General features: G+C 58.6%; 14 protein-coding genes and 3 tRNA genes. 2 read left to right on the top strand and 15 right to left on the bottom strand.

Features of this window, described 5'->3' with window-relative positions; genetic code table 11:
- The first annotated feature begins 109 nt into the window (after nucleotides 1-109).
- On the top strand, nucleotides 110-958 hold the full coding sequence (gene nadC / locus CD58_RS04100) for a carboxylating nicotinate-nucleotide diphosphorylase (RefSeq protein ID WP_025211796.1): 849 nt from the start codon (nucleotides 110-112) through the stop codon (nucleotides 956-958).
- A gap of 77 nt (nucleotides 959-1,035) precedes the next feature.
- Here nadC and CD58_RS04095 read toward each other — a convergent pair whose 3' ends face one another.
- Complete coding sequence (locus CD58_RS04095; RefSeq protein ID WP_025211795.1) at nucleotides 1,036-1,341, bottom strand: DUF6388 family protein; 306 nt, start codon at nucleotides 1,339-1,341, stop codon at nucleotides 1,036-1,038.
- 303 nt (nucleotides 1,342-1,644) lie between these two features.
- On the opposite strand from CD58_RS04095, the gene CD58_RS04090 reads away from it, so the two are divergent.
- A complete protein-coding gene (locus CD58_RS04090; protein WP_025211794.1) occupies nucleotides 1,645-2,190 on the top strand; it encodes a hypothetical protein in 546 nt (181 codons plus the stop codon).
- 10 nt (nucleotides 2,191-2,200) lie between these two features.
- Here CD58_RS04090 and CD58_RS04085 read toward each other — a convergent pair.
- The 14 genes from CD58_RS04085 to folP all read right to left on the bottom strand — a co-directional run bounded on the left by CD58_RS04085 (nucleotide 2,201) and on the right by folP (nucleotide 14,985).
- Nucleotides 2,201-2,276, bottom strand: a tRNA-Thr gene (locus CD58_RS04085).
- A 125-nt stretch (nucleotides 2,277-2,401) separates the two neighbouring features.
- On the bottom strand, nucleotides 2,402-4,507 hold the full coding sequence (gene pnp, locus CD58_RS04080; RefSeq protein ID WP_025211793.1) for a polyribonucleotide nucleotidyltransferase: 2,106 nt from the start codon (nucleotides 4,505-4,507) through the stop codon (nucleotides 2,402-2,404).
- Between the two features lie 193 nt (nucleotides 4,508-4,700).
- Nucleotides 4,701-4,970: a 30S ribosomal protein S15 gene (gene rpsO, locus CD58_RS04075; RefSeq protein ID WP_003176135.1), complete on the bottom strand. Its 270-nt coding sequence runs from the start codon at nucleotides 4,968-4,970 to the stop codon at nucleotides 4,701-4,703.
- Nucleotides 4,971-5,109: 139 nt separating this feature from the next.
- Nucleotides 5,110-6,027, bottom strand: a complete 918-nt coding sequence (gene truB, locus CD58_RS04070; protein WP_025211792.1) for a tRNA pseudouridine(55) synthase TruB — start codon at nucleotides 6,025-6,027, stop codon at nucleotides 5,110-5,112.
- A gap of 4 nt (nucleotides 6,028-6,031) precedes the next feature.
- Nucleotides 6,032-6,433: a 30S ribosome-binding factor RbfA gene (gene rbfA / locus CD58_RS04065; RefSeq protein ID WP_003177871.1), complete on the bottom strand. Its 402-nt coding sequence runs from the start codon at nucleotides 6,431-6,433 to the stop codon at nucleotides 6,032-6,034.
- A gap of 159 nt (nucleotides 6,434-6,592) precedes the next feature.
- Nucleotides 6,593-9,121 (bottom strand): translation initiation factor IF-2, encoded by a 2,529-nt coding sequence (gene infB / locus CD58_RS04060; RefSeq protein WP_025211791.1) that lies wholly within the window; start codon nucleotides 9,119-9,121, stop codon nucleotides 6,593-6,595.
- Nucleotides 9,122-9,148: 27 nt separating this feature from the next.
- The gene (nusA, locus tag CD58_RS04055) at nucleotides 9,149-10,630 is read right to left on the bottom strand and encodes a transcription termination factor NusA (RefSeq protein WP_003197716.1); all 1,482 of its coding nucleotides are present in this window, start codon (nucleotides 10,628-10,630) and stop codon (nucleotides 9,149-9,151) included.
- Between the two features lie 59 nt (nucleotides 10,631-10,689).
- The gene (rimP, locus tag CD58_RS04050; protein ID WP_025211790.1) at nucleotides 10,690-11,148 is read right to left on the bottom strand and encodes a ribosome maturation factor RimP; all 459 of its coding nucleotides are present in this window, start codon (nucleotides 11,146-11,148) and stop codon (nucleotides 10,690-10,692) included.
- Nucleotides 11,149-11,288: 140 nt separating this feature from the next.
- A tRNA-Met gene (locus tag CD58_RS04045) sits at nucleotides 11,289-11,365 on the bottom strand.
- Nucleotides 11,366-11,462: 97 nt separating this feature from the next.
- Nucleotides 11,463-11,548, bottom strand: a tRNA-Leu gene (locus CD58_RS04040).
- Nucleotides 11,549-11,569: 21 nt separating this feature from the next.
- The gene (gene secG, locus CD58_RS04035; RefSeq protein ID WP_025211789.1) at nucleotides 11,570-11,953 is read right to left on the bottom strand and encodes a preprotein translocase subunit SecG; all 384 of its coding nucleotides are present in this window, start codon (nucleotides 11,951-11,953) and stop codon (nucleotides 11,570-11,572) included.
- 4 nt (nucleotides 11,954-11,957) lie between these two features.
- Nucleotides 11,958-12,713, bottom strand: a complete 756-nt coding sequence (gene tpiA, locus CD58_RS04030; protein WP_025211788.1) for a triose-phosphate isomerase — start codon at nucleotides 12,711-12,713, stop codon at nucleotides 11,958-11,960.
- A 66-nt stretch (nucleotides 12,714-12,779) separates the two neighbouring features.
- A complete protein-coding gene (gene glmM / locus CD58_RS04025) occupies nucleotides 12,780-14,117 on the bottom strand; it encodes a phosphoglucosamine mutase (RefSeq protein WP_025211787.1) in 1,338 nt (445 codons plus the stop codon).
- A 16-nt stretch (nucleotides 14,118-14,133) separates the two neighbouring features.
- Nucleotides 14,134-14,985, bottom strand: a complete 852-nt coding sequence (folP, locus tag CD58_RS04020) for a dihydropteroate synthase (RefSeq protein WP_025211786.1) — start codon at nucleotides 14,983-14,985, stop codon at nucleotides 14,134-14,136.
- Nucleotides 14,986-14,992: the final 7 nt, after the last annotated feature.

The raw sequence follows: 14,992 nt of genomic DNA, 5'->3' as shown, positions 1-14,992 counted from the left end.
CGAGGATGCGACCAAATGCAGGTTTCGATGGCGGCAGCAGACATCCAGCGCCTTGGGTTCGCTCGCGGCCTGGCCCTATAATCGGGCCACTTTGTTTGTGGAGCCCGTTATGCCGAACCTACGTCTCGCCGATCTGACCGCTGAAATCGAAGCCAACGTGCGCCGTGCGTTGCTCGAAGACATCGGCAGCGGCGACATCACCGCGCAACTGATCCCTGCCGAACGCCTGGCCAAGGCCACCATCATTACCCGCGAAGCCGCGACCATCAGCGGCACCGCCTGGGTCGATGCCGTGTTCCGGCAACTGGACCCGCGCGTCGCGGTGCATTGGCAAGTGCGTGACGGCGACCGGGTGAACCCCGATCAGGCGCTGTTCCACCTCGAAGGCCCGGCCCGCTCGCTGCTGACCGGCGAACGCAGCGCGCTGAACTTCCTGCAAATGCTCTCGGGCGTTGCCACCCGAGCCCGCTACCTGGCCGACTTTGTCGCCGACACCCAGGTCAAGCTGCTGGACACCCGCAAGACCCTGCCTGGGCTGCGCCTGGCCCAGAAGTACGCCGTCACCTGCGGCGGTTGCCATAACCACCGCATCGGCCTTTACGATGCGTTCCTGATCAAGGAAAACCACATTGCTGCCTGTGGCGGCGTCGCCCAGGCCATTGCTGCCGCCCACAAGATCGCACCGGGTAAACCGGTGGAAATCGAAGTGGAAAGCCTGGCGGAATTGAAAGAAGCACTGGCGGCCAACGCCGACATCATCATGCTCGACGAACTGAGCCTGGACGACATGCGTGAAGCCGTACGCCTGAACGGCGGCAAGGCGAAGCTGGAGGCCAGTGGCGGGATCAACGAAAGCACGTTGCGCCCGATTGCCGAGACCGGGGTGGACTACATCTCGATCGGGGCGATGACCAAGGATGTGAAAGCGGTGGATCTGTCGATGCGGCTCAGTATCTGAGGAGCAGTGGGGAGCTTCAAGCTGCAAGCTTCAAGCGGTTCGACGCTTGCCTTGCAGCTTGTAGCTTGAAGCTGCTTCTAAACTACAAGATTATTCATCTCGCAGTATTCATCCCATTCCACACCCAACACCTCGGCCGCTTCCTTGTGCAACGCAAGGCGCTGCGCCTCGAATTCTTCAGGCGTGCTGGTGTACTTGAGCGTCAGCTCCCAAGGCTGCAGCCCCTGGGCCTCGGCCTCGTCCTCGAACGCCCACTGGATCTGGTCTTTCTGATCGTCGGAGGGCAAGTCCTTGATCTCTTCCAGCAACTGGGGCGCATCCAGTACGTATTTTTTCAGCGCTTCTTCGTGCCTGGCTTCCTGGGTCAATTCTTTAACGGTCATGGCGTTCTCGCTGATCTGGGGAATGGAAGATGGATCTGGATCATCAAGGATCTCTCTGACGCAGAAAACCGTTTAAAAGCCCGGTTTATCTGGCCTTCAGAACCATTCGGGGATCATCTGAAAACTGCTGGGCGATGCTCATGCAGGCAACGAATATAGGACGTTTTGCCAGCGATTTACACGGCTCTTTACATCTATCCCACAAAAAATCATGTGCATAAGAAGACAGGGCCTTGGGAACAACTATCAAAACAACCAGTCATAGCCATGTGCCATATCAGCACTTCACAAGGAACCCCAGTGATGCGCAGTAACTTGAAGCTTTCGTCTACCCGGCTCACCAGCGTAGCCCTGCTGCTCAGTGGCTTGACATTAGCCAGCGTCGCTCAAGCGGCTGTCGAAGCCACTTCCGATTTTCCGCTCTCTTCCGACACTATCCCTGCCCTTCGCTATTCAAATGACAAGTACATACTCGTCAAGACCAACGTTAACGTCGGAGCATTGGAAAAACTGCCAAAGGCTGTGGAAGATAACACCGCCGAACTGGAAAGCCAGAAGCGCACGCTCAGCGAACAGGCACGCCAAATCGAGGAGTTCAAGCGCAACAGCGGGTCCAGCTCCTCCTCCAGCAGCAAAGAGGTTGACGATCTCAAGCACACCATCAAAGAACAGGAACGCGATCTGAACGACCTCGGTAAGCAAGTGGAAGAACTCAAGCGCAATAGCGGTTCCAGTTCAAGTTCGAGCAATAGCGAGATTTCGTCCCTGAAACGGGAACTCAGCGATCAGGATAACGAGATGAACCAGCTCAAGCGTACGGTCGAGGAGCTGAGCAGGAAGGTGAAATAACGAGGGGAGATGGTGCCCGAGACAGGAATCGAACCTGCGACCTTCGCGTTACGAGTGCGCTGCTCTACCGACTGAGCTACACGGGCGGTGGCTAAACCTAGCATCGTCCCCAGTGGCCAGGCAACCCGCGGCACAGGGATTTTCGCCACACAGCAAAACGCCCCGAACCAGTCGGGGCGTTTGCTTGTTCAGCGGCTAAGCGAGGGGGTGATTAAACGCCCGATGCCTTGGCTGCAGCCACGTCCTTGATGGACAGCTTGATACGGCCGCGGTTGTCCACGTCCAGTACCAGCACTTCCACTTCCTGGCCTTCTTTGAGGATATCGGTCACTTTCTCGACGCGAGCATCGCTCAGCATGGAGATGTGGACCAGACCGTCCTTGCCCGGCAGGATGTTGACGAAGGCGCCGAAGTCGACGATGCGCTCAACCTTGCCGACGTAGATCTTACCGATCTCGGCTTCGGCAGTGATGCCCAGGACACGCTGGCGTGCTGCTTCTGCCGCTTCCTTGGTTTCGCCGAAGATCTTGATCGAGCCGTCGTCTTCGATGTCGATCGAAGCCTTGGTTTCTTCACAGATCGCACGGATGGTCGCGCCGCCTTTACCGATGACATCACGGATTTTGTCGGTGTCGATTTTCATCGCGATCATGGTCGGAGCATTTTCCGACAGCTCGGTACGGGACTGACCGATGATCTGGTTCATCTGGCCGAGGATGTTCAGGCGCGCTTCCAGGGCTTGGCCCAGGGCGATTTCCATGATCTCTTCGGTGATGCCCTTGATCTTGATGTCCATCTGCAGTGCGGTCACGCCCTTGGCGGTACCGGCCACTTTGAAGTCCATGTCGCCCAGGTGGTCTTCGTCACCCAGGATGTCGGTCAGGACAGCGAATTTCTCGCCTTCTTTCACCAGACCCATGGCGATACCGGCAACCGGCGCCTTCATTGGCACACCGGCGTCCATCAGGGCCAGGGAAGCACCGCAGACCGAAGCCATGGAGCTCGAGCCGTTGGACTCGGTGATTTCCGACACCACACGAATGGTGTACGGGAACACGTCAGCGGCTGGCAGCATGGCCTGGACCGAACGACGGGCCAGACGGCCGTGACCGATTTCGCGACGACCGGCGCCACCCATGCGACCACACTCGCCCACCGAGAACGGAGGGAAGTTGTAGTGCAGCATGAACGGGTCTTTCTTTTCGCCTTCCAGGGTGTCCAGCAGTTGCGCGTCACGGGCGGTGCCCAGCGTGGCAACGACCAGCGCCTGGGTTTCGCCACGGGTGAACAGTGCCGAACCGTGGGTCTTTGGCAGAACGCCGACTTCGATGTTCAGCGGACGTACGGTGCGGGTGTCGCGACCGTCGATACGCGGCTTGCCGTTAACGATGTTTTCGCGAACGGTGCGGTATTCGATTTCACCGAAAGCGGCTTTGACTTCAGCGGAAGACGGCTGGCCTTCTTCGCCGGACAGCTTGGCAACCACCTGGTCTTTCAGCTCGCCCAGACGCGCATAACGGTCGGCCTTGACGGTGATGGTGTAGGCCTGGGAGATCGCTTCGCCGAACTCGGCACGGATAGCGCCCAGCAGCTCGGTGGCTTCGGCTTGCGGAGCCCAGGACCAGGTTGGCTTGGCGGCCTCGGCAGCCAGTTCCTTGACGGCGTTGATCACCACCTGGAACTCGTCGTGGGCGAACAGTACGGCGCCCAGCATCTGGTCTTCGGTCAGCTCTTTGGCTTCGGATTCAACCATCAGCACGGCTTCGGAAGTACCGGCCACGACCATGTCCAGGCTCGAGGCTTTCAGTTGCTCGTAGGTTGGGTTCAGCAGATAGCCGGTGCTTTCGTGGAACGCTACGCGGGCAGCGCCGATCGGGCCATCGAAAGGAATGCCGGAGATGGCCAGGGCAGCCGAGGTACCGATCATCGCTGCGATGTCCGGATCGGTTTTCTTGCTGGTGGAAACGACGGTGCAGACAACCTGCACTTCGTTCATGAAACCTTCTGGGAACAGCGGACGGATCGGACGGTCGATCAGTCGGGAAGTCAGGGTTTCTTTCTCGGAAGGACGGCCTTCGCGCTTGAAGAAACCGCCAGGGATCTTACCGGCAGCGTAAGTCTTTTCCTGGTAGTGAACAGACAGAGGGAAGAAACCCTTGCCTGGATCGGCTTGCTTGGCACCGACAACGGTCACCAATACGCTGACGTCGTCGTCAACGGTGACCAGCACTGCGCCGGAGGCCTGACGGGCGATACGGCCGGTCTCGAGGGTAACGGTCGACTGACCGAATTGGAATTTTTTGATTACCGGGTTCACGGTGTCCTACCTTCTTTGTGGCTCTTGGGGAACTTGTCTTCTTGCGAAATTCTTGGGCAATGTCGGGAGTCGGCCCAACCCTTGTCCAGGGTAAAACGTGTATCCAGATAAAACTTGAGGCTGGAAGCCTGCCATGGCCAGCGGGAACCCCACCGGCACACGGCAAACAACCAACCTCTAGCGCAATCGCTGATTAGCGACGCAGACCCAGGCGACCGATCAGAGCCTGATAACGACCCAGATCCTTGCCTTTCAGGTAGTCCAGCAGCTTACGGCGCTGGTTTACCATGCGGATCAGACCACGACGGGAGTGGTGATCTTTACCGTTGGCCTTGAAGTGACCTTGCAGCTTGTTGATGTTGTGGGTCAGCAGTGCAACTTGCACTTCTGGCGAACCAGTGTCACCAACAGCTTGCTGGTAGTCAGCTACGATTTGTGCTTTTTCTTGAACGTCGAGAGCCATGAGGCAATCCTTTTATCAGGAAACCACCCAGGGGCGGTTTCAACAGGCCAGGGACAAATCCCTGTATCTATAAATGAGTAGTGACCGTGCCTGTTAACAGCCACACTCGCCAGCCTGCTGTTACGCAGGCTGGTTCCGGTCATTCCGACCGAATCAGTCGACGCGGCGCAACGCGCCCGTCTTCGCTCACTTCACCGATGCCGATGAAGCGACCGTTGTGATCCTGTACCCGAACCATGCCGAACTTCGGTGCATCCGGGGCACGTACCGGCTGGCCGTTTAGCCAGTAGAACGCGCTGTGTTCCGAGAACTGCAACAGCGGCCAATCCAGCAACCCGCTGTCCGATGGCATCAGGAAACGGTCGACCGCTTCGTTGCCGCCTTCGGCATGCACCGCTTCGAGCTCTTCCAGCGTGACCGTCTGGGCCAACGTGAAAGGCCCGGCCTGGGTCCGTCGCAATTCTGCCACGTACGCGCCACAGCCGAGCTGCTCACCGATATCCTCCACCAGGGTGCGGATATAGGTGCCTTTGCTGCAATCCACGGCGAGCCGTGCAGTATTACCGTCAAAGGCCAGCAATTCCAAGCGCGCAATAGTAACAGAACGCGGTTCACGCTCCACTACTTCGCCTGCACGGGCCAGCTTGTACAACGGCTGGCCATCACGCTTGAGGGCGGAGTACATCGGCGGTATCTGACTGATTTGCCCGCGAAAATGCGGCAATACGGCCTCGACATCCGCCTGACCAACGGTCACCGGGCGCTCCAGCAGAACCTCACCTTCGGCGTCCGCCGTGGTGGTGGTCTTGCCCAGTTGCGCCAGGGTTTCATACCCCTTGTCGGAGTCGAGCAGGTATTGAGAGAACTTGGTCGCTTCGCCGAAGCACAGCGGTAATACGCCAGTAGCCAGCGGATCGAGGCTACCGGTGTGCCCGGCTTTCTCGGCGTTGAGCAGCCAGCGGACCTTCTGCAACGCCGCGTTGGAGGTGAACCCCAGCGGTTTGTCGAGCAGGATGATGCCGCTGACGTTACGACGGATACGTTTGACCTGAGCCACCGAATTACTCCTTGGTGTCTTCAGGTTCAGCCGCAACCGGGTGCTGACTGTCTTCAGCCACGGCGCGTTCGATCAACGCCGACAGGTGCGCACCCCGCACGACGCTTTCGTCGTAGTGGAAGTGCAACTGTGGGACGCTGCGCAACTTCATCTCCCGGGCCAACTGCATGCGCAGGAAACCGGCAGCGGAGTTGAGCACCTTGATGCTTTGGGCGATTTCTTCGGCGCTGTCCTGGCCCATCACGGTGATGAAAATCTTCGCATGACCGACGTCACGGCTGACTTCCACTGCGGTGATGGTGACCAGACCGACGCGCGGGTCTTTGACTTCGCGGCGGATCAGTTGGGCCAGCTCGCGCTGCATCTGATCACCGATTCGTTGGGTACGGCTATATTCTTTTGCCATGTCTTGTTACCTGTTACTGCCCCACGGTCAAACCCGTGAGGTCTGAAAGCGGCAAACGCCCGGCCTGACAAAAGCCAGACCGGGCGTTGCGTTTAGAGTCCGCCAGCCAGGCAGCGCATGTTCATGCGGCTGCCCGGTGTGGCTCTTGAAGTGCGCGAGTCAGAGGCTGCGAGCAACCTGGACCTTCTCGAAGACTTCGATCTTGTCGCCGACCTTGACGTCGTTGTAGCTCTTGACGCCAATACCGCATTCCATGCCGGCACGTACTTCCGAAGCGTCATCCTTGAAGCGGCGCAGGGATTCCAGCTCGCCTTCGAAGATAACGATGTCTTCACGCAGTACACGGATTGGACGGTTACGGTGAACAACGCCTTCGATCACCATGCAACCGGCGATCGCGCCAAACTTCGGCGAACGGAACACGTCACGCACTTCGGCGGTACCCAGGATGTTCTCGCGAACATCGCTGCCCAGCATACCGGTCAGGGCTTTCTTGACGTCTTCGATGATGTCGTAGATCACGTTGTAGTAACGCATATCCAGGCCTTCCTGCTCGACGATCTTGCGAGCGCCGGCATCGGCACGCACGTTGAAGCCGAACAGTACAGCGTTGGAGGCCAGTGCCAGGTTGGCGTCGGATTCGGTGATACCACCGACACCGCCACCGACCACGCGCACTTGCACTTCGTCGTTACCCAGGCCGTTCAAGGCGCCGTTCAACGCTTCCAGCGAACCACGGACGTCGGATTTGAGGACGATGTTGAGCGTCTTCTTCTCTTCCTGCCCCATGTTCTCGAAGATGTTTTCCAGCTTGCCGGCGTGAGCGCGAGCCAGTTTGACTTCGCGGAACTTGCCTTGACGGAACAGAGCCACTTCACGGGCTTTCTTCTCGTCAGCCACAACGCTCATCTCGTCGCCAGCATCCGGAGTGCCATCCAGGCCGAGGATCTCGACCGGAATCGCGGGACCCGCTTCCTTGATGGACTTGCCGTTCTCGTCGAGCATGGCGCGCACACGGCCATAGTTCGAACCGACCAGCACCATGTCGCCTTGGCGCAGGGTACCGTCTTGAACCAGGACGGTCGCAACCGGGCCACGGCCCTTGTCGAGACGGGATTCAACGACCACACCACGGCCAGGAGCCGAAGGTGTAGCGGTCAGTTCCAGAACCTCGGCTTGCAACAGAACAGCTTCGAGCAGTTCGTCGACGCCGGTACCCATCTTCGCGGAGACCGGTACGAATGGAGTGTCGCCACCCCACTCTTCGGAAGTCACACCGTGCACCGACAATTCGCTACGGATGCGATCGAGGTCGGCACCCGGCTTGTCGATCTTGTTCACCGCAACCACCAGAGGTACGCCAGCTGCCTTGGCATGCTGGACCGCTTCGATGGTTTGTGGCATCACGCCGTCGTCCGCCGCCACCACCAGGATCACAATGTCGGTCGCCTTGGCACCACGGGCACGCATCGCGGTAAACGCGGCGTGACCCGGGGTGTCGAGGAACGTCACCATGCCCCGGTCGGTTTCAACGTGGTAGGCGCCGATGTGCTGGGTAATACCGCCAGCCTCACCTGCCGCAACCTTCGCACGACGGATATAGTCGAGCAGGGAAGTTTTACCGTGGTCAACGTGGCCCATTACGGTCACGACCGGCGCACGGGAAACCGCCTCACCTTCAAACTTCAGGGACTCGGCCAGGGAATCTTCCAGGGCCGTGTCGCTGACCAGGGTCACTTTGTGGCCCAGCTCTTCGGCAACCAGTTGGGCAGTTTCCTGATCCAGTACCTGGTTGATGGTGGCCGGCGTGCCCAGCTTGAACATGAACTTGATGATTTCAGCAGCCTTGACCGACATCTGCTGGGCCAGATCGCCCACAGTGATGGTCTCGCCGATCTTCACTTCACGCACGACAGGGCCGGTAGGGCTCTGGAAACCGTGGGCGTTGCGTTTCTTCAGCTTGGCCTTGCCGCGACCGCCGCGACGGAAGCCATCGCTTTCTTCGTCGGTGGTACGTGGCGCAACACGTGGTGCCGGCGCCTTTTCCTTGACCGAGGCACGATGAGGAGCGTTTTTGCGCTCGCCATCGCCACTGCCACGACGGTTGTCGTCGGCACGCGGTTTGTCCGGACGACGCTGTTCATCGCGCTTGCGAGTATCAGCCGCAGGTGCAGATGCAGGCGCTGCCGGCACGACCGGTGCGCTTTCACGCACAGGCTCGGCAACTGCGGCAGGTGCCGCAACGGCTTCGACCGGAGCGGATTGCGCAGCAGCAGGCTGGCGACGCGCTTCTTCTTCGGCGCGACGCTTGGCTTCTTCTTCAGCCTTCTGACGGGCAGCATTTTCTACTGCGCGACGTTCTTCCAGTTCGCGTTTGCGCTCGGCTTCGATTTCTTCCGGGCTGCGCTGTACGAAGACTTTCTTCTTGCGTACTTCAACGCTGATGCTTTTGCTACCGGCAACACGCAGGGTGCTGGTGGTTTTACGCTGCAGAGTGATCTTGCGCGGTTCTTCCACTTTCGCCTTGTGACTGCTCTTCAAGTGAGTCAGCAGGGACTGCTTCTCACTGTCGGTCACATGTTCCTCGGCGGCGGTGTGCGGCAGACCTGCCTCACGCATCTGCTGCAACAGGCGCTCTACCGGTGTTTTGACCTCATCGGCCAGTTGTTTCACCGTGACTTGCGTCATGCACTTCTCTCCTCAGGCCGCGCCTAATTACTCGAACCAGTGGGCTCGGGCGGCCATGATCAACTTGCCGGCACGATCATCGTCAATGCCGTCGATGTCGAGCAGATCGTCAATAGACTGCTCGGCCAGGTCTTCGCGGGTAATTACGCCGCGCACCGCCAGTTCCATCGCCAAATCCTTGTCCATGCCCTCAAGCGAGAGCAGGTCTTCGGCCGGATGGGCGTCTGCCAGCTTTTCCTCAGTAGCGATAGCTTTGGTCAACAAACGATCCTTGGCCCGAGCGCGAAGCTCGTTGACGATTTCCTCGTCAAAGCCGTCGATGTTGAGCATCTCTTCCACCGGTACGTAGGCAATCTCTTCCAGGCTGGTAAAGCCTTCATCCACCAGCACCTGTGCGAGCTCTTCGTCGACTTCCAGCTCGTCGATGAAGTTGCGCAGGATGTCGCCGGTTTCAGCTTGCTGCTTAGCCTGGATGTCCGATTCGGTCATCACGTTCAGGGTCCAGCCGGTCAACTGGCTGGCCAGACGCACGTTCTGACCACCGCGACCGATGGCCTGAGCGAGATTGTCTGCGCCAACGGCGATGTCCATTGCATGGGCATCTTCGTCAACGATAATTGCCGCCACTTCAGCTGGCGACATGGCATTGATCACGAACTGAGCCGGGTTGTCGTCCCACAGGACGATATCCACGCGCTCGCCGCCCAACTCGCCGGATACGGCCTGGACACGCGAACCACGCATGCCGATGCAGGCACCTTGCGGGTCGATGCGCTTGTCCTTGGAGCGGACCGCGATCTTGGCACGCGAACCCGGATCACGGGAGGCAGCCATTACTTCGATCAGGCCTTCAGCAATTTCCGGCACTTCGATGCGGAACAACTCGATCAGCATTTCCGGCGCAGTACGCGACAGGATCAGCTGCGGGCCGCGGTTCTCGGTGCGGATTTCCTTGAGCAGCGCACGCAGGCGCACGCCAACCCGGAAAGTTTCGCGAGAAATGATGTCTTCACGGGCCAGCAACGCTTCGGCGTTGTTGCCCAGGTCGACGATCACGTTGTCGCGGGTGACTTTTTTCACGGTGCCGGAGATGATTTCCCCCAGGCGCTCGCGATAGGCATCGACGACTTGTGCACGCTCGGCTTCGCGAACTTTTTGCACAATGACCTGCTTGGCAGTCTGTGCAGCGATGCGACCGAATTCGATGGACTCGATTTTTTCTTCGACGACATCACCGACCTTGGCGCCAGGATGCGTCTCTGCAACCTTGCTCGGCCAGGTTTCGATAGCCGGATCGTCCAGGTCGGCTTCCTCGACTACCGTCCAGCGACGGAACGTCTCATAGGCACCTGTGTGGCGATTAATTTCCACACGCAAATCAACTTCGTCTTCAAACCGCTTTTTAGTGGCAGTGGCCAGGGCCAACTCCAGCGCTTCAAAAATAACGTTAGCCGGTACGCCCTTTTCATTGGATACCGACTCAACAACCAGCAGTACTTCTTTGCTCATCGTACGCCTCGCCTTTCGCAAGCCATTGGATCCGCGGGATCCGCAGTATCTGGCACGTATCAGTCAAAACTGGGAATAATGTTGGCCTTGTCGATCATATCGATCGGCAACAGGAACTCATGGTCTTCTACCTGCACCACGACGTCCTGCTCTTCTACACCGCGCAGAAGGCCTTGAAAGTTGCGTCGGCCTTCGAAGGGCGAGCGCAGCTTGATTTTCACTTGTTCACCGGCAAACGAAGCGAACTGTTCAAGGGTGAACAGAGGGCGTTCCATGCCAGGCGAGGAAACTTCAAGGGTGTATTCGGAGGTGATTGGATCTTCGACATCCAATACACCGCTGATCTGACGGCTGACGATGGCGCAATCATCCACCAACACGCCGCCTTCCTTATCGATATAAACGCGCAACAGTGAGTGGCGACCTTGAGCCGAAAACTCAATACCCCAGCATTCATAGCCAAGGGCCACGACCACCGGGGCCAACAAGGCCTGCAACTGTTCTAGCTTGCTCGACACCTGAACCCCCTCGTGCATGTTTGTGCATGCTGTGCAAATAAAAAAAAATGGGCGAATCGCCCATCCCTGAAACGCCGTCGAACAGCGGCGTTATAAAGTGTCCAGCTAACAAAAAGCCCCTTGGAAGGGGCCCCTGAAACTGGTTGCGGGAGCCGGATTTGAACCGACGACCTTCGGGTTATGAGCCCGACGAGCTACCAGACTGCTCCATCCCGCGACAAAGCTGGGGCGGAAGTATACGACCGATCCCTTACAGGGTCAATGTAACCCTTCCACCTACAAGAAAGCCCGCAATCGCGGGCTCTCCTGATAATTGGTACCGAGAAGGGGACTCGAACCCCTACACCCTATGGGCACAACCACCTCAAGGTTGCGTGTCTACCAATTCCACCACCTCGGCAATACAGCGTTTGAAACCTTCTTACTTCTGCTCTTGAGCTGGAGGCACGTCAGTCGCCGGGTTGGCCGACTTTTGCTCTTGAAGCACCGGGACATCATCAGAAGCCGGTTGTTGCTTTGGCGCTTCCAACACCGCTGGGTTTGGCAAACCTACTTGAGTCAGCTCATGAGCTTTCTCTTTAGCAAAGTAACCTAACCCCAAGCTGGTTATGAAGAAACCGGCGGCAAGTATAGCAGTAAACTTACTAAGAAAGGTAGAGGAACCTTGGCTTCCGAACACAGTATTTGAAGCACCTGCACCGAAAGACGCACCAGCATCCGCACCTTTACCCTGCTGCAGCAATACGAGAGCAACTACACCCAGCGCGCCCAGCAGATGAAAAACGACTACGACTGTTTCCAGCATTTTTTCAGTTTCCCGCGGCGCGACAGATCGCACCGAACTCATCTGCATTCAGGGACGCTCCACCAATGAGCCCCCCATCGATATCCGGCATGCCGAACAGTTCGGCCGCATTGGCCGCCTTCACGCTGCCGCCGTATAGAAGCCGCACACCTCGTGCCACTTCAGAATTCTCTGCCGCCAATTGCGCGCGGATGGCGGCGTGCACATCCTGCGCTTGTTGCGGCGAAGCAGTCAGCCCGGTGCCAATGGCCCAGACCGGCTCGTAAGCAATGACTGCCTTTGCAAAAGCATCGACACCCAGCTCTTCGATGATGCCGCCCAGCTGACGCCCGACAACTTCAAGAGTCTTTCCGGCCTCGCGCTGTTCCTGGGTTTCCCCTACACACAGCACCGGGATCAGACCACAGGCCTGGGCCGCAGAAAATTTGCGAGTCAGGGCTTTATCCTGCTCGCCCATGATCTGGCGACGCTCGGAGTGTCCAACCAGGACCAGGGAGCAACCTGCATCCACCAATTGACTCGGCGCAATCTCACCGGTCAACGCGCCTTGCATGGATTCCACCGCAGAGTTCTGCGCGCCGACCGAAATCGACTTACCCTTCAAGCCATCAATCACTTGATTGATATACAAGCAGGGCGGGAATACCGCGACATCAACACCGCTTGACAAGGCCAGATGACGAAGGCCTTTGATCAGCTCAGCGACGCTGGCGCGGGTACCGTGCATCTTCCAGTTACCAGCTACCATAGGGCGACGCATGCTGTACCTCGTCGGTCAAAGTGGGCGCAGATGTTACCCAACCGATTCATGACTGGCAAGCCGAATTCAGGCAGAAACTTCAGTAACCAGTTTCGCCAGCTCTTCAGCGTAACCGCGAACTTGTGCTTCATCCTCACCTTCGACCATGACGCGCACCAAAGGCTCTGTGCCGGACTTGCGCAACAGCACACGCCCACGCCCGGCCATCGCTTGCGTTACACGCTCGCTGGCCTGCTTGACCGTTGCATGCTCGATAGGATTCGCACCGCCACCGAAACGCACGTTGATCAACACTTGCGGGCATTTGCGCAACGCTTGGCGAGACTGGGCAAGCCCCTCATTGCGCGCCTTGAGCGCCATCAGTACTTGCAGGGCAGCAATGATCGCGTCACCAGTGGTGGTATGGTCGAAGCACACGATATGACCAGAGTTCTCGCCACCGATCACCCAGTTGCGCTCCAGCAGCTCCGAGATCACATAGCGGTCGCCCACATTGGCCCGCACGAAGGGAATGTCCAAGTCCGTCAGGGCCAGCTCGAGTCCGAGATTGCTCATCAGCGTACCGACCACTCCGCCCTGCAGCTTGCCGCGCGCGCGCAGATCGCGGGCGATGATAAATAGCAACTCATCGCCGTCGACGACCGTACCGGTGTGATCGACCATCAGGACCCGGTCACCGTCGCCATCGAAAGCGATCCCCAGATCAGCGTGCTCAGCCAGCACCGCAGCCTGCAACGCCTCGGTATGGGTGGAGCCGCAGTTGTGGTTGATATTCAACCCATTTGGCTGGGCGGAGAGCACGACCACGTCGGCTCCCAACTCGCGAAATACGCTCGGCGCGACTTTATAGGTTGCGCCATGGGCACAATCGACGACGATTTTCAGCCCCGAAAAGCTGGTACCGGTCGGCACGCTGCCTTTGCAGAACTCGATGTAGCGACCCGACGCATCGTTGATCCGCGACACTTTACCGATCTTGCTCGACTCAACCACAGTCATCGGTGTGTCCAGCAGCTCTTCGATCATCAGTTCGATTTCATCCGGAAGCTTGGTGCCCTGGCCGGAGAAGAACTTGATGCCGTTGTCATCGTGAGGGTTGTGCGAGGCACTGATCACGATACCCGCCTGCGCCTGGAACGTACGCGTCAGGTACGCGATGGCAGGTGTCGGCATCGGCCCCAGCAGCATTACATCGGCACCCGCCGAAGTCAGGCCAGCCTCCAGGGCCGATTCGAACATATAACCGGAAATGCGCGTGTCCTTGCCAACCAGCACCTTGCAGGCGCCCATTTTGCGGAACGCCATACCAGCCGCCCAGCCGAGCTTGAGCATGAAATCAGGGGTAATGGGGTATTCACCGACCCGACCACGGATACCGTCGGTGCCAAAATATTTCTTGCTCATAAGTGCTCCGTCATTCTTATTCGGCTGAATCCACTGCTGCGATCATCCGCACAACATCCATTGTTTCGGCCACATCATGCACCCGCAATATGCGCGCACCTTTTGCGATGGCCAAGGCAGCGAGCGCAAGGCCACCATACAGGCGCTCCCCCACCGGACGACCCAAGGCATTACCTATCATGCTCTTTCGCGAAACCCCGACCAACAGGGGGCGCCCCAGGGCATGCAAGGCGTCCATGTGCTTGAACAGGCTCAGATTGTGAGCCAGCGTCTTGGCAAAGCCAAACCCAGGATCAAGAATGATCCGCTCGACGGGAATGCCCACCGCCACGCACTGGTTTAAACGCTCCGCCAGAAACTCACCGACTTCCCTGGTCACGTCCTGATAGTGCGGGTCATTCTGCATGGTGCCGGGCTCGCCGAGCATATGCATCAGGCAAACCGGCAACCCAGTGGCCGCCGCGGCATCCAGGGCGCCATCGCGCTGCAAGGATCGTACATCGTTGATCAGCCCCGCGCCCAGTCGCGCAGTCTCACGCATGACCGCCGGCGTGGACGTATCGACCGAGATAATGACATCGAGCTCGCGATGTATGCGCTCGACAATCGGCGCGACACGCTCCAGCTCTTCGGTAGGCGAGACCGCTCGCGCGCCCGGACGGGTCGATTCGCCGCCGACATCGATCAGCGTCGCACCAGCCGCCACCATCGCCTCGGCGTGCCGCAGCGCAGCATCGAGCTGGCTGAACCGGCCACCATCGGAAAAGGAATCGGGCGTGACATTGAGAATGCCCATGACATGCGTATGGGACAAATCAAGAACCCGGTTGCCGCAAGGCAACCGGGTTGAGGACTGAACAGAAGTCATTTCAAGC

Origin of the sequence: Pseudomonas brassicacearum (assembly GCF_000585995.1) — a bacterium.
In the GTDB taxonomy this organism is placed as follows: Bacteria; Pseudomonadota; Gammaproteobacteria; order Pseudomonadales; family Pseudomonadaceae; genus Aquipseudomonas; species Aquipseudomonas brassicacearum_A.
Note: the sequence above shows the minus strand (reverse complement) of the source record. Positions and strands in the feature narration are given on the sequence as shown.